The organism is Pusillimonas noertemannii (assembly GCF_003096595.1).
Lineage (GTDB): Bacteria > Pseudomonadota > Gammaproteobacteria > Burkholderiales > Burkholderiaceae_B > Pusillimonas > Pusillimonas noertemannii.
Window position 1 is genome coordinate 604,884 of record NZ_QEKO01000002.1, and the last position, 14,336, is coordinate 619,219.

15 protein-coding genes are annotated in these 14,336 nt (G+C 64.6%); 5 read left to right on the forward strand and 10 right to left on the reverse strand.

Going from position 1 to position 14,336, the window contains the following annotated elements; all coding sequences use genetic code 11:
- The first annotated feature begins 81 nt into the window (after nucleotides 1-81).
- A complete protein-coding gene (locus C7440_RS09965) occupies nucleotides 82-492 on the forward strand; it encodes a DoxX family protein (RefSeq protein WP_017524930.1) in 411 nt (136 codons plus the stop codon).
- Nucleotides 493-506: 14 nt separating this feature from the next.
- Here the strand turns inward: C7440_RS09965 and fmt are convergent, their stop codons facing one another.
- Nucleotides 507-1,448, reverse strand: a complete 942-nt coding sequence (gene fmt, locus C7440_RS09970) for a methionyl-tRNA formyltransferase (protein WP_017524931.1) — start codon at nucleotides 1,446-1,448, stop codon at nucleotides 507-509.
- A gap of 56 nt (nucleotides 1,449-1,504) precedes the next feature.
- Nucleotides 1,505-2,017, reverse strand: a complete 513-nt coding sequence (gene def, locus C7440_RS09975; protein WP_017524932.1) for a peptide deformylase — start codon at nucleotides 2,015-2,017, stop codon at nucleotides 1,505-1,507.
- A 149-nt stretch (nucleotides 2,018-2,166) separates the two neighbouring features.
- On the opposite strand from def, the gene dprA reads away from it, so the two are divergent.
- Nucleotides 2,167-3,414, forward strand: a complete 1,248-nt coding sequence (dprA, locus tag C7440_RS09980) for a DNA-processing protein DprA (protein WP_026068032.1) — start codon at nucleotides 2,167-2,169, stop codon at nucleotides 3,412-3,414.
- A gap of 144 nt (nucleotides 3,415-3,558) precedes the next feature.
- The gene (locus tag C7440_RS09985) at nucleotides 3,559-4,035 is read left to right on the forward strand and encodes a hypothetical protein (protein ID WP_017524934.1); all 477 of its coding nucleotides are present in this window, start codon (nucleotides 3,559-3,561) and stop codon (nucleotides 4,033-4,035) included.
- 81 nt (nucleotides 4,036-4,116) lie between these two features.
- Here the strand turns inward: C7440_RS09985 and C7440_RS09990 are convergent, their stop codons facing one another.
- Both C7440_RS09990 and C7440_RS09995 read right to left on the reverse strand, forming a co-directional pair.
- A complete protein-coding gene (locus tag C7440_RS09990) occupies nucleotides 4,117-5,133 on the reverse strand; it encodes an amino acid ABC transporter substrate-binding protein (RefSeq protein WP_116518384.1) in 1,017 nt (338 codons plus the stop codon).
- 14 nt (nucleotides 5,134-5,147) lie between these two features.
- A complete protein-coding gene (locus C7440_RS09995) occupies nucleotides 5,148-5,846 on the reverse strand; it encodes a YggS family pyridoxal phosphate-dependent enzyme (protein ID WP_116518385.1) in 699 nt (232 codons plus the stop codon).
- A 151-nt stretch (nucleotides 5,847-5,997) separates the two neighbouring features.
- Here C7440_RS09995 and C7440_RS10000 point away from each other — a divergent pair, with 151 nt between their 5' ends.
- Nucleotides 5,998-6,480, forward strand: a complete 483-nt coding sequence (locus tag C7440_RS10000) for an acyl-CoA thioesterase (protein WP_017524937.1) — start codon at nucleotides 5,998-6,000, stop codon at nucleotides 6,478-6,480.
- Nucleotides 6,481-6,720: 240 nt separating this feature from the next.
- Here the strand turns inward: C7440_RS10000 and C7440_RS10005 are convergent, their stop codons facing one another.
- The 6 genes from C7440_RS10005 to panB form a co-directional block, all read right to left on the reverse strand.
- A complete protein-coding gene (locus C7440_RS10005; protein WP_116518386.1) occupies nucleotides 6,721-8,016 on the reverse strand; it encodes a sulfate adenylyltransferase subunit 1 in 1,296 nt (431 codons plus the stop codon).
- A complete protein-coding gene (cysD, locus tag C7440_RS10010) occupies nucleotides 8,016-8,924 on the reverse strand; it encodes a sulfate adenylyltransferase subunit CysD (RefSeq protein WP_017524939.1) in 909 nt (302 codons plus the stop codon). The genes C7440_RS10005 and cysD overlap by 1 nt, the downstream gene beginning before the upstream one ends.
- Nucleotides 8,917-9,651: a phosphoadenylyl-sulfate reductase gene (locus tag C7440_RS10015; RefSeq protein WP_017524940.1), complete on the reverse strand. Its 735-nt coding sequence runs from the start codon at nucleotides 9,649-9,651 to the stop codon at nucleotides 8,917-8,919. Before C7440_RS10015 ends, cysD begins: the two co-directional genes overlap by 8 nt.
- Nucleotides 9,652-9,774: 123 nt before the next feature.
- The gene (locus C7440_RS10020; protein WP_116518387.1) at nucleotides 9,775-10,737 is read right to left on the reverse strand and encodes a pseudouridine synthase; all 963 of its coding nucleotides are present in this window, start codon (nucleotides 10,735-10,737) and stop codon (nucleotides 9,775-9,777) included.
- Nucleotides 10,734-12,464 (reverse strand): DNA recombination protein RmuC, encoded by a 1,731-nt coding sequence (locus C7440_RS10025; protein ID WP_017524399.1) that lies wholly within the window; start codon nucleotides 12,462-12,464, stop codon nucleotides 10,734-10,736. Before C7440_RS10025 ends, C7440_RS10020 begins: the two co-directional genes overlap by 4 nt.
- Nucleotides 12,465-12,468: 4 nt before the next feature.
- On the reverse strand, nucleotides 12,469-13,305 hold the full coding sequence (panB, locus tag C7440_RS10030) for a 3-methyl-2-oxobutanoate hydroxymethyltransferase (RefSeq protein WP_116518388.1): 837 nt from the start codon (nucleotides 13,303-13,305) through the stop codon (nucleotides 12,469-12,471).
- Nucleotides 13,306-13,463: 158 nt separating this feature from the next.
- Here panB and C7440_RS10035 point away from each other — a divergent pair, with 158 nt between their 5' ends.
- The gene (locus tag C7440_RS10035) at nucleotides 13,464-14,309 is read left to right on the forward strand and encodes an aldo/keto reductase (protein WP_116518389.1); all 846 of its coding nucleotides are present in this window, start codon (nucleotides 13,464-13,466) and stop codon (nucleotides 14,307-14,309) included.
- Nucleotides 14,310-14,336 lie beyond the last annotated feature (27 nt).

The window sequence follows — 14,336 nt, forward strand, 5'->3', positions numbered from 1 at the left end:
TAAACTGCCGCTTGCCAAGGCACTGGCTCTTCGAACCGCGCGGCGGTCGGCCGGTACCTGCTTACCAAGGAGTCCAAGCGCATGTCCTCTACTTCCTGCGACGATCTGGGCAGACTGATTATGCGGCTCGCCCTGGGCATCTTCATTCTGATGCATGGCCTGTCCAAGCTTTTCAACGGCATCGGCGGCATCGAGTCCATGCTCAATGCGCATGGCCTGCCGGCCTTCTTTGCGTGGGGAGCCTATATCGGCGAGGTGGTTGCGCCGGTGCTGCTCATACTGGGCATCTACGCCCGCCTGGGCGCGCTGCTGGTCGCCATCAACATGGTCGTGGCCATCCTGCTGGCGCACAGCCATCAATTGTTCATGATCTCGGGCTCGGGGGGCTGGCAGCTTGAGCTGCAGGGCATGTTCCTGTTTACGGCCATCGCGCTGATCTGCCTGGGGGCTGGCGCATACAGCCTGGGCGGCCGCAACGGCCGCTGGAACTAACAGCGGCCCCAGGGCTACTGGGGCTGCCAGCCCTGTATGAAGGTGGCGGCGGCCTGCCGCTTGCCACCCGCCTTCTGCAGTTCTGTTATGCGCAGCACGCCCTGGGCGGTGGCGACATCGATGCCCTCGGCCGACGCCGACTCTACCTCGCCCGGCCGGCAAGCGGCCGCTTGCGGCAAGGCCAGGGCCTGCCATATCTTCACCGGGGCATCCAGCCCCGGCAGCGTCATGGTCGCCCCCGGAAAGGGGTTGAAAGCGCGCACCCGCCGGGCAAGCACCTGGGCCGGCTGCGAAAAATCGAGCGGCGCCTCGGACTTTTCAAGCTTGGCCGCGTAGGTGGCCAGGGCTTCATCCTGCTTCGCACCCTGAAGCGTTCCCCCTTCGAGCTTCTGCAAGGCTTCGACGATTGCCTGGGCACCCAATGCGGCCAGATCGTCGTGCAGGCTGGCCGCTGTATGCAGGGGACCGATCGGCAGCGGCAGCGCCAGCAGCATGTCGCCGGTGTCCAGGCCCACGTCCATCTGCATGATGGTGATGCCGGTCTCGGCATCGCCGGCGTCGATGGCCCGCTGTATGGGCGCGGCGCCACGCCAGCGCGGCAACAGGCTTGCATGGATGTTGAGACAGCCGTGCCGGGGCAGGTCGAGCACCCAGCGCGGCAGGATCAGGCCGTAGGCCGCCACCACCATGACGTCGGGTTCGGCATCGAGCAGGGCCTGGCGCGCCGCGGCGGCCTCTTCCGGATATTTGCCGTCGAGCCTCAGGCTGTGCGGCTGCAAAACAGGCACCGAGGCTTGCAGCGCAGCCTGCTTGACGGCGCTGGGCATGAGCTTGAGCCCGCGGCCGGCGGGGCGGTCGGGCTGGGTCAGCACCAAGGGGATGTCGTGGCCCGCGGCCAGCAAGGCGTCGAGCGCCTGGCGTGCGAATTCAGGTGTACCGGCAAAGACAATGCGCATGCGCCGCCCTTTCAGCTTTGGAGATGGACACGGAACAGGCCCAGAGCCTGTTGACACTAAGCCTTGAGCGCTTCGCGTTCCTGCTTGCGGATCTTGGTCTTGATGCGGTTCTGCTTGAGCGACGAAAGGTATTCGACGAATACCTTGCCCAAGAGATGGTCGAGTTCGTGCTGCACGCACACGGCCAGCAGGCCATCGGCGTCGAACTCGAAGGGTTCGCCCTGTTCGTTGAGGGCGCGCACGTGGATGCGGGCCGAACGCTTGACCTCATCGTAGACGCCCGGCACCGAAAGGCAGCCTTCTTCGTAGACCTGCTGCTCGTCGCTTTTCCAGGTGATTTCGGGATTGATGAGCACCAGCAGATTGTTGCTTTCTTCGGAGACGTCGATGACCACCACGCGCTCGTGCACGTCGACCTGGGTGGCGGCCAGCCCCACCCCCGGCGCGTCGTACATGGTTTCGGCCATGTCGCGAACCAGTTGGCGGATGCGGTCGTCGACCACCTGCACCGGCTTGGCAACCTTGTGCAAGCGGGGGTCGGGGTAGTGAAGAATGGGAAGCAGGGCCATGCAAACAATCCGGAAAGCGTCTAAGCGATTATAACAAAACAGGTTTTGGCCTCGCCCCTGCGGGGCCCGCGGCACGGGCGTTGCCCGGAGGTATGACTTTACACGCCATGCCGGCGCCCAAACGGCCCGCAATATGCCAAACTGGCGCCATGCATACCCCACCCTCCTCCGACGAGCTTTCCGCCTGGCTGCGCCTGACGCTGGAGCCCGGCCTGGGCCCCGTCCAGGCTCGGGGGCTGCTGGCGGGCATAGGCCTGCCGCAAGACATCTACGCTTCGTCGGCCGCCACCCTGACACGATATGTGCCAGCCGAACTCGCCGCCCAATTGCGCCGCCCGCTCTCGTCCGAGATCCAGGCCTGCATCGAACGCACCTTGCAGTGGCTTGCCGAACCCGGACACCACCTGATCACCCTGGCCGACCCGGCCTATCCGGCGGCCCTGCTCGACACCCACGACCCGCCCACCGTCCTGTACGCAAACGGCCGGCCCGAGCTGCTCAATCGTCCCGTCATCGCCATCGTGGGCGCCCGCAACGCCACGCCCGGCGGTTGCGACAACGCTCGGGCGTTTGCGCAATACCTGGCCGGCCAGGGGTGGTGCATCGCCAGCGGCCTTGCCCACGGCATCGACGCGGCGGCCCACCAGGGCGCCCTCGCGGCGGGGGCGCAGGCGGGCTCCACCATTGCCGTCATGGGTACCGGCATCGACATCGTCTACCCCTCGGCCAACCTGGCCCTGGCGCGCCGTATTGCGGACGAAGGTGTCCTGGTCTCCGAACTACCCCTGGGCACGCCTTCGATCTCCCATCAGTTTCCGCGTCGCAACCGCATCGTGGCAGGCCTTGCGCGCGGCGTCCTGGTCGTCGAGGCCGCCAAGCAGAGCGGGTCCCTCATCACCGCCCGCCTGGCCACCGAACTGGGCCGAGAGGTGTTCTCGATTCCGGGCTCCATCCACTCGCCCCTGTCGCGGGGCTGCCACGCACTCATTCGCCAGGGCGCCAAGCTTGTGGAATCGGGCCAGGACATCCACGAAGAGCTCGACCGGCCTGGGCCGGGCCCGGCCGACTCCCAAGCCGCCCTCGAACCCGCCCAGGCAGGCAAGGATAAGAATCGCCGCCGGGCAGGCACTGCACGGCAAGGTTCACGCACCCAGAACGCGGCCGAGCCGCTCTCGGCCAGCGCCGCATCAGGCGCGCAACACCCCCTGTTCGCACGGAACACCCCCGAGGCCCTGGTGCTGCAAGCTTTGGGGCATGACCCCGCCGACGCCGACACACTGCAGTCGCGCACCGGCATGGATATCTCTCAGTTGGGCAGCCTGCTGCTCCGGCTCGAGCTCGAAGAAGCAGTGGCCCGGCTTGAAGACGGCCGCTACCAGCGCCTGGCCGCACATTGACTATATTCGGGCCGCGGCACGGCCGCCTCGATGGTCACCGCCGTCCGCCGGCCAACAGCTTGCCGCAGGGCCCCAACGGGCCGGACGCATGCTGGTCTAAAATGGCGACGCGCCCATGCGGGCGCCCAACTGCCCGGAACCCTCATGCAATTATTTCAATCGACGCGCCCCAGCGCTGAAGAACACGCCGCCCTGCTCGCCGAACTGGGCCCGCTGCCCATACAGGGGCCGGCCTGGCCCTCGTGGGTCAAGATCATGGTGTGGGTCGTGGTCGCCGTAATCGGCGTACAGCTGGTGCGTGTCGCCATGGGGTTCGAAGGCGAGCCGGTGAACCCCTTCATGGCCGGCAGCATCGTGATCTGCTTCTGCGGCCTGCTGCTCATTGCCCGCGTGATGGCCATCTCGACCACGCGCATAACGGAAGAGGGCATCGAACAGACCTGGATCACCAAGCGCGCCATAGGCTGGCACGACATCCAGTTTGCCAAGTTCGTGCCCATGATCGCATCCAAGCGGCTCATCTGCTTCACCGGCCGCAGCCGTCCGGTCATCTTCCAGAGCGGGACACCCGAGCTTCACACTGCGTTTGCCAAGATCGCCGTGGTGTATCGCCGACGCTAGCGCAACCGCCCCGGCTTGCGCGCCGCACACCGGCCGTCACTCCGATGGGCAAAGGCCCCAGCCGGTAGCGCGAGGTGCAAGCTAGCGTATGGGCAGCGGATAGATCAGGCCGCCGTCCGACCACAAGGCGTTCAGGCCGCGCGGAATCTTCAGGGGGCTGGCCATGCCCACGTTGCGCTCGAAGCTTTCGCCATAGTTGCCGACCTGCTTGACGATGTTGTAGGCCCATTTTTCGTCCAGGCCCAGGTTCTTGCCCGCCCCCGGCGTCACGCCCAGCAGGCGGCGAATGGCGGGGTTCTTACTTTGCAGGCTTTCATCGACGTTGGCGCTGGTCACGCCCAGCTCTTCGGCTCCCGTCATGGCGTGCAACGTCCATTTGACGACGTTCAGCCAGGCATCGTCGCCCTGCCTCACAAAGGGCCCCAGGGGCTCTTTGGAAATGAGCTCGGGCAGAACCTCGTAGGCGTCGGGATCCTGCATGCGGGACACCCGGATGGACGCCAGGCCCGACGCATCGGTGGTGAAGGCGTCGCAGCGCCCGGCGGCAAAGGCGTTGACCACCTCGTTGAACTGCTCGATGACCACCGGGCGGTAGGTGATGCCGTTGGCGCGCGCCCAGTCAGCCATGGTGTTTTCGTTGGACGTGCCGGTCTGCATGCAGATGGAGGCCTGGTCGAGTTCTTTGGCGCTGGTGACGCCCAGCGACTTGTGCACCAGAAAGCCCTGCCCGTCGTAGAAGTTGATGCCGGCATGGATGGCGCCCAGGGCGGTATCGCGCTGCTGGGTAACGCTGGTGTTGCGCGCCAGCAGGTCTATCTCGCCCGACTGCAGGGCCGTGAAGCGCTGCTGCGAATTGAGCGGCACCGCCTTGAACTTGCCGGCGTCGCCCAGCACCGCGGCCGCAACCGCCCGGCAGAAATCGATATCGAGGCCGCGCCAGACCCCTTTGTCGTCGGGGGCCGAAAAGCCGGCGAACCCGGTGGTGACGCCGCATTGCACGTGGCCGCGCTGCTTGACGACGTCGAGCGTATCGCCGCGCGCCGCGTGGGAACCCAGCAGCAGGGCCGACGCGGCCAGGACACAGGAAAGGTAACGCATGTCTTCTCCTTCGATTAATCGGGATACTGGCGCGAGCCAAAGATGGCCGAGCCGATGCGCACCTCGGTTGCGCCCTCTTGGATGGCCCACTCGAAGTCGCCGCTCATGCCCATGGAAAGGCGCTGCAGGCCGGCATGCCCTTGCGCTTGCATGCGGTCGCGCAGTTCGCGCAGGGAGCGGAAGCAGGCGCGCACGGCGCTTTCGTCGGGGGAATTGACCGCCATCGTCATCAAGCCCTTGACCCGCATGGTATGCAAGCCCTGCAAGCGCTCGAGAAAGCCCGCAAGCTCGGCCGGCTCGAGGCCGAACTTGGAAGGCTCGGGCGAAGTCTTGACCTGCACCAAAACGTCGATAGTGCGGCCCTCGGCCTGCAGCCTGCCGTCCAGCGCCTCGGCCAGGGACCAGCGGTCGAGCGACTGCACTTCGTGGACCAACCGCGCCGCGTCCTTGGCCTTGTTGGTCTGCAAATGGCCTATCAGCACCCACTCGGGTTTCAGGCTGGCAAGTTCGCTGTCTTTTTGCCGGATTTCCTGCATGCGGCTCTCGCCGAACCGGCGTATGCCCAGTTCAGCCGCCTGCCGCAGCGCCTGGGGAGGAAAGGTCTTGCTTACAGCCAGCAGCGCGACCTCATCCGGCGAGCGCCCCGCACGCTCGCATGCCAGGGCGATGCGCCGGCGCACGGCGGCCAGCCGTGTTTCCAAAGAGTCTGACATCAGTTTCCTACGATGGCATAATTTGGCGACGATGCAAGGCAAGGCCTTGCCGCCACGCACGATCGATGCGCTCTCGCACATGCAAATGCCGACAGTTTAGTGCACTTGCACCTTGCAGCGCCTTCCGCCAACCTCAATCAGCACCCTTGCCATGAACGATTCGGCCCACCAGATATCCATGACCATACTCATGACGCCCGACATGGCCAATTTCTCGGGCAATGTGCATGGCGGAGCCATCCTCAAGCATCTCGATCAGGTCGCCTACGCCTGTGCCAGCCGCTATGCGGGCACCTATGTGGTCACGCTTTCGGTCGACCAGGTCATGTTTCGCCAGCCCATACACGTGGGCGAGCTGGTCACCTTCTACGCCTCGGTCAATTACACGGGCCGCACCTCGATGGAGATCGGCATCAAGGTCGTTACCGAAGACATCCGGCGCAAGCTGGTGCGGCACACCAATAGCTGCTACTTCACCATGATCGCGGTCGACGAGCACGGCACACCCGTGGTTGTTCCGCCCCTGCAGCCGGCCGACGACGAGGCCAGGGCGCGATTCCAGGCCGCCCAGCTAAGGCGCGAACTGCGCCACGAAATGGAAAGCCGCCACCTGCACATCAAGGCGGCGGACTAGCCCGTTAGTGTCCTGTTTGGTTAATTGTGTGCTTATATTCGGATGCATGGGCCTGCCAAGCAAGGCGCAAACCACAGCGATAGCCGTAGCTATCGCGCGGATTTGCAACGCAGCATGGCGGGCCCAGGCGCCGAAGATAAGTACGCGAATTAGCCAAACAGGACACTAGAACAGCCACACTGGCCGGCGCGCACCCTTCGATGGAAGGGAAGCGCCGCGCCATGGGCCATGACCCGCAGGCTACAGAATCATGCCGGCCGCCGCGGTCTGGTGCGTGGCGGTATCGATCAATATAAAGGCCCCGGTCGCCCCGACACTGGCGTAGGAATCCAGGGCAAGCGCGTCGCGCGTGCTCAGCGAAATCCGCCCGATGTCGTTCATCTCAAGGCTTTCGGCCGAATCGGCATGCTGCAGTTCGTGAATGTCGCGCCGCGAATGCACACCGCGGATGCGCGCCTTGGTAAGGCGGGTGCCCTGCTTGAGCCAATACTGGCGGGCCGGATTGAGCGCCTGCTGGTCCAGCCAGCACACTTCGGCCTCAAAGGCGCTGGCAATGCGCAGGTCATCATCGGCCGGGGCAATGAGATCGCCCCGGGAAACGTCAACGTCACGGTCCAGCACAAGGGTTATGCTGTCGCCCGCCCTCGCCTCTTCGACGTCGCGGTCGAAAGAGATAAGGCGCGCTACCCGGGCGGCAATACCCGAAGGCAGCACCTTGATCTCGTCGCCCGCACGCAGCGTGCCGCTGGCCACCTGCCCGGCATAGCCGCGAAAATCGTCTTTTGAATCGCCGCCATGACGGATGACCCATTGCACGAAAAAGCGCGCCGGCCCGTGCAGGGCCTGGTCGGCTATGGGCAGCTCTTCGAGCAGCGTAAGCAGGGGCGGGCCCTCGTACCATGGTGTGCTGGCCGAAGGCTGCACGACATTGTCGCCCTTGAGGGCCGAAATGGGAACGATATGGAATTCATCGATGCCCAGCTTGGCGGCCAGGTCGGCATACGAGGCGCGTATGCGTTCGAACGCGCCCTGTTCCCAGTCGATCAGGTCCATCTTGTTGACGGCGACAACGATGTGCCGGATACCCAGCAGCGCCGCCAGGGCGCTGTGCCGGCGTGTCTGGGCCAGCAGCTTGCCGTCGCGCGCTCTGCTGGCGTCGATCAGGATGATGGCCGCCTGGGCGGTGGATGCGCCCGTGACCATGTTGCGGGTGTACTGCTCGTGTCCCGGGGCGTCGGCCACGATGAACTTGCGCCGCGGCGTGGCGAAGTAGCGGTAGGCCACGTCGATGGTGATGCCCTGTTCGCGCTCGGCCTCCAGGCCGTCGGTCAGCAGGGCCAGGTCGGGCTCATCGGCCTGCACGCGCTTGTACTTGCTGCGCGAGATGGCCTCGAGCTGGTCGGCAAAAACGCCCTTGCTGTCGAACAGCAGCCTGCCGATCAGCGTGGATTTGCCATCGTCGACCGAGCCGGCGGTGATAAAGCGCAGCACCTGCGTGTCGGCGGCGACCGCCCAGGGTTCGTGTACGGCGTTCATCAGAAATACCCCTCTTTCTTGCGTTTCTCCATCGAGGCTTCGGACGTCTGATCGTCCAGGCGCGTGGCGCCGCGCTCGGTGATGGTGGTGATGGCGGTTTCGGCGATGATTTCCAGCGGCGTCGCGGCCGTTGAGGCCACCGGGCAGGTGCAGGAGATGTCGCCCACGGTTCTGAAACGCACGGTGCGCAGTTCCGGGGTCTCGTCTTCTTTGGGCGGCGTAAGCGGCGTTACCGGCACCAGCAGGCCTTGCCGCTGCACCACCGTGCGCTGATGCGCGTAGTAGATGGAAGGCAGGCTCAGTTCTTCGCGCGCGATGTATTGCCACACGTCCAGCTCGGTCCAGTTGGAGATCGGGAACACGCGCATGTTCTCGCCGGGGTAGACCTTGGTGTTGAAGAGGTTCCAGAGCTCGGGACGCTGGGCCTTGGGGTCCCATTGGCCAAACTCGTTGCGGAACGAAAAGACACGCTCTTTGGCGCGCGCCTTTTCTTCATCGCGGCGGGCACCGCCTATGCAGGCGTCGAAGCCGAACTCTTCGATCGCCTCGAGCAGGGTGGTGGCCTGGGCGGCATTGCGCGAATCGTTGTGCTTGCGCAGCACGACCGTGCCCCGCGCGATGGAATCGTCAACCGAGCGCACGATCAGGTTTTCGCTCAGCTCCGCCACGCGGCGATCGCGAAACTGTATGACTTCGTCGAAGTTGTGCCCGGTGTCGATGTGCATCAGAGGAAAGGGAAAGCGGCCGGGCCGGAAGGCCTTTTCGGCCAGGCGCAGCAGCACCACGGAATCTTTGCCGCCCGAGAAAAGCAGGACGGGCCGTTCACATTCGGCGGCCACCTCGCGCAAAATATAGATGGCTTCGGACTCGAGCCAGTCAAGATGCGTCCTTGATGACAGATCACCCATTTTTAATTACCTTCGATTCAATATTGCCTTGATGCAGGCCGCACTCTTTGGACGAGGCCTGTTCCCACCACCAGCGGCCCGCGCGCGGGTGCTCTCCCGGCCGGACCGCGCGCGTACAGGGGTCGCAGCCTATAGAGGGGTAGCCCTGGTCATGCAGCGGGTTGTACGGAATGTCGTGGGCACGGATCACATCCCACACCTGGGCGTCGGTCCAGGACGCCAGGGGGTTGTATTTGTGCAGGCCGAACGCATGGTCGTACTCGGACTCCCGCAGCTCGCTGCGTGTAATGGACTGGTCGCGGTGCTGGCCAGTAAGCCAGGCGCTGTGGCCAGCCAGCACCCCGCGCAGGGGCTGCACCTTGCGGATGCCGCAACATGCCTTGCGCAGCTCGATGCTGTCGTAGAAGGCGAATTCGCCATGCTGGGCCACATGCTCTTGCACGGCCCTGGAATCGGGATGCACGACGCGCAGCGCGACGCCATAGCGCTGGGCGATGCGGTCGACCATGGCAAGGGTTTCGGGATGCAGGCGGCCTGTGTCGAGCGTGAATATCTCGATGGGCAGCCGCGCTTCGAAAATCGCGTGGGTCAGCACCATGTCTTCAGCCGCCAGCGAAGAGGCGAACACGGCATCGGGATGCCGGGCGCTGATGTCGGCAAGGGTATCGAGCAGGGTTTGCCACTTGTGGCGGGTTTCCTGGTCGAGCAGCGGCGTGGCGGTGGTCAAGCTGTTCCCTATCTTTTCTCGGAGAGGGATAGTTTGGAGCGAGGCGGCGGTCTAGGGAACTACTTAATCGTTAGCTGTTTATGGCGTCTGGGTATTTGGCCGCCTTGGGGTCCCGCGCTCTCTTCAGGCCGAGCCGTCCGGTTCCGTGCCGAGCCCGAACCCGAGGCAACCCAATTGACGGTGGGATTCGAACCGGACACGCTTTCCGCTGAAGGGGTCGGCAAACTCGACGGCTCTGGCCAGCAACTGCAAGGGCCTGTCGTAGTCGTCCTCCGGGGCCTGCGGCCGCCAGCACGGATAGAAGGAATCGTTGCAAATGGGAACGCCCAAGGCGCTCATGTGGGCGCGCAACTGGTGCTTGCGGCCCGTAGTGGGCAGCAGGCGATAATGAGCCAAGGGGCCCAGCCGGGCGATCAGCTCGATGCGGGTTTCGCTATTGGGTTCGCCCGCCACTTCCCGCATGATGAAATGCGTCTCGCCTGGTTCAAGGCGGCTTCGATGAATGCAAGGCAGGCTCAGGCCCGGTCGCCAGGGTGCAACGGCCTCGTACTCCTTGGCCACTTCTCGCGACTGAAACAGCCCTTGATACGCCCCACGGCTGGCCGGATCGCGGCAGAACAGCATGACGCCCGCCGTGTCGCGGTCGAGCCTGTGGACAGGGGTGAGCTCGGGCAGGCCGAAGCGGTCGCGCAAACGGGTCAGGGCGGTTTCGCGCAAGTATCGGCCGCCCGGAATGCTGGCCAGGAAATGAGGCTTGTCGACAACGATGATCCGGTCGTCGGCGTGCAATATTTCCAGCTCGAAGGGTACGGCGGCCTCATCGGGCACGATGCGGTAGTACCACAGCCAGCGATGGGGCGCATAGGGCGAGCCGGGCCGCTGGGGCGCACCGGCCTCGTCCACGATGTCGCCGTTTTCCAGCCGCTGGCGCAGCAGGTCGGCGGGCATGAAGCGAAAGCGCTCGACCAGGAAATCAAGCACCGTGGCCCACGGCCCCATGGGCAGATAGACCCGGCTCGGCGCAATGCCGTCGCGCACCGGTAGCGGTGCGCCCGCCATCAGGCGGGCATTGCGCAGGGATTTCATGGCTGCCTGTCGGCTTCGCCCGTGGTCTCCGGCTCGCCGGGCATGTCGCCGTGGTCGGGCCCGGTCGCCCGCCCGCCTGTTTCGCCCCCCCGGGCATCGCTTTGATCGGCTTCAGGAGCCTGTTCCGAAGCCTGGTCTGCCGCGTGTATCGCGTTCTGATCCGAAGCCTCGAGTTCTTCGGGCTGATGATGTTCCAACGTCTCACTCTGCCCCGGCGGATCGCTTTTTTCTAGCAGGGGCGCCGACACAATGAGCTCCAGCTTCTCGGTCTGGAAATCGGTGTGCAGGGGCTCGAGGTCGGGCATGGTCTTGTTGGCCTTGGCCGAAAGCTCGTTGAACCGCGAGGCCTTGCCGTACAGGCCCTGGCGGCCGGCCAGCGAAGTGACCGTTTTGTTGTAGTGGTTGCTGACGGTGCCTAGGGTGTCGCCCAGCTTCTTCAGGTTTTCGGCCACCACCACGACCTGGTTGTAGATTTCGCCCGCCTTGGTGCCAAGCTCGTGCGCCTCTTGGTTGCTGCGGGCAATGCGCCACAGGTTGGCGACGGTGCGCAGGATGGGCATGAGCGTGGTGTGCGACACCATGACGACGTTGCGCTGGTAGCCGTAGTCGAACAGGTCGCGGTTGTGCTTGAGCGCCTCGATGTAAGCGGGTTCGATGGGCATGAACATGAGCACGAAGCTGGGACTGCGCATGCCGATGAGGTTGCTGTAGTCTTTGCGGGAAAGATCGTCGATGTGGTTGCGCACGGCCTTTGCATGGGCATCGAGCGCTACCCGCTGCTCGGCCTCGGATTCGGCGCCGATGGCGCGGTCGTAGTCGACCAGCGACACCTTGCTGTCGATGACCATGTGCTTGTCGTCCGGCAGCTTGACGATGAAATCGGGATGGCGGTGATTACCGGCCTCGTCCTTGAAGTGGGCCTGGGCCTCGTAGTGGTCGCCCGGCATCAGGCCGGCCAGCTGCAGGCTGCGCTCGAGCTGGATCTCGCCCCAGTTTCCGGTGGTTTTTTTCTCGCCCCGCAAGGCGGTGGCCAGGGTGTTGGCCTCGGTGCTCATTTTCAGGCCGATCTCGAGCACCTGCTTGATCTCGGTGCCCAATGCGGCATTGCCCTTTACCGATTCGTCGTGCACCTGGTTGATGCGCTGCTGGAAGCCATGTATCTGTTCGCGGAAGGGTTTGAGCAGGGCATCGAGCGAAGCCTGGCTGGCATGGGCGAAGGTCTTGCCCTTTTCTTCCAGAATCTGGTTGGCCAGGTTCTGGAACTCGGTCTTGAGCTGCTGGCGCGACTGCTCGAGCGACTGCTTGAGCTCTTCGTAGCCCGCCAGCTTCTCGGCATGGGTGGCCTGCAGGCCGGAAAGCTCTTTTTCGGCGTCTGCAAGCCGCTGCGCCGTCGTGTAAAGGGATTGCTCTTTACTTGTAAGCGCCTGGCGCGCCTCGGCAAGCCGTTCGCGCAGCCCCGCCGCCTCGGCCTGCCAATGCGCCTGCTCGCGATCGAGCCGGTTCTTTTCTTCGTCGAGCGCGCCAAGCCTCTGTTCCGCCTGGCCCAGCCCCGCCTGCAGGCGTTCGGCATTGCCCTGATGCTGCGCAATGGCCGCCTCGGCCACGGCCAGGCGCGAGCGCAGCGCAGCGGCTTCACGGCGCGCATACAGGAAATAAGCCACGATGCCGGCCAGCAGGCCGGCAAGGAACAGCAGGACGCCCGCCAGTGAAGAAGATATCTGTACCACGCGCTTAGCCCTGCCCCGCCTGTTTCTTGACGCCGAAGCAGTTTTCGAGCGCGGGGAAAGTGCCCGAACGCACTTCTTCGGCATATTGCCCCACCGCCTGGCTGATCAGCGCCCCCACGTCGGCGAACTGGCGCGCGAACTTGGGAATGCGGCCGCCCGTCAGGCCCAGGATGTCTTCGGTAACCAGTATCTGGCCGTCGCAATCGGGCGAGGCCCCGATGCCTATGGTGGGAATGGAGACGTCTTCGGTGATGCGCCGGGCAAGGCCCTCGGCAACGCCCTCGAGCACCAGGCCGAAGGCCCCCGCCTTTTCATGGGCCAGGGCATCGTTATAGATGCGCTCGGCCGACTCGTCCGTCATGCCCTGAGCCTTGAAGCCCCCCATGGAGTTGACGTACTGGGGCATGAGGCCCACGTGCGCCAGCACGGGAATGCCGCGCTCGACAAGGAATTCGGTGGTGGGCGCCAGGGCGGCTCCGCCTTCCATCTTGACGCCGGCCACGCCCGAGAGGGCCAGCATGCGGGCGGCGCTCTGGAAGGCCTGCGAGGGCGACTCTTGGTAGCTGCCGAACGGCATGTCGACGATGATGCAGGCCCGGCGCGTGGAACGCACCACCGCCGCCGCGTGCGCTGCCATTTGCTCGAGGGTGATGGCCAGCGTGCTGGGCATGTCGTAGCCCACCATGGCGGTGGAATCGCCGATGAGGATCATGTCGAGATGCTCATCGAGCAAGCGGGCAAACGGTGCGCTGTAGGCCGTAAGCGAAGCGATTTTCTGCTCGCCCTTGTAAGCCATGAGTTGCGGCACGCTGATGCGCTTGACTTCGGTGTGGATGCTCACGTACTGCTCCTTGAAATTGACGGCATGCCGGGCGCCGGCCTAGGCGTGCGCCCCTGCGGCATGCTTTGTAACATACGTATAATCGGTTCCAACGAACCTGCGCCTGCCATGGCTGCGCAAAGTCCAGCATAACCCGTTCACGCATCACGGAGAGCACCATGTCCCATATTCTAAACAGCATCAAACTGCACGACGGCAATGCCATACCCCAGATGGGCTTCGGCGTCTGGCAGGTCGAGAACGACATCGTCGCCGACACCGTGAAGACCGCCATCAACACGGGCTACCGCCTTATCGACACGGCGGCCATCTATGGCAACGAATCGGGCGTGGGCGAGGCCATCCGCGACTGCGGCCGCGGCCGGCGCGAGCTGTTCATTACCACCAAGCTCTGGAACGACCGGCACGGCTACGATGAAACGCTTGCCGCCTTCGACGAAAGCATGCAAAAGCTGGGGCTTGAATACATCGACCTGTACCTGATCCACTGGCCCGCCCCCAAGATCGGCCTGTACGTAAAATCATGGGAGGCCCTTATCCGCCTGCGCGACGAAGGCCGCATCAAGTCCATTGGCGTTTCCAACTTCAATATCGGGCACCTGCAGCGCCTGCTGGACGAAACCGGCGTGCTGCCGGTGGTGAACCAGATCGAGCTCAACCCGCGCTTCCAGCAGCCCGAGCTAAGGCAATACCATGCCGAGCACAATATCGTGACCGAGTCCTGGAGCCCCCTGGGCCACGGCCTGCTGTGGGACAACCCCGTGCTTGCAGGCATTGCCGCCAAGCACAAGCGCTCGCTTGCCCAGGTGGTGCTGCGCTGGCATACGCAATTGGGCAATGTCGTCATTCCCAAGTCGATCACGCCGGAGCGCATCCGCGAGAACTTCCATATTTTCGACTTCAAGCTCGACGCCGACGACCTGGCGGCCATTGCAGCAATGCACGATGAAGGCGCCCGCCATGGCCCGGACCCCGAGCGCTTCCGCCTGCCCAAGGCGAGCTAGGCCGGCCGCCGGCCCGCCATGGCGGGT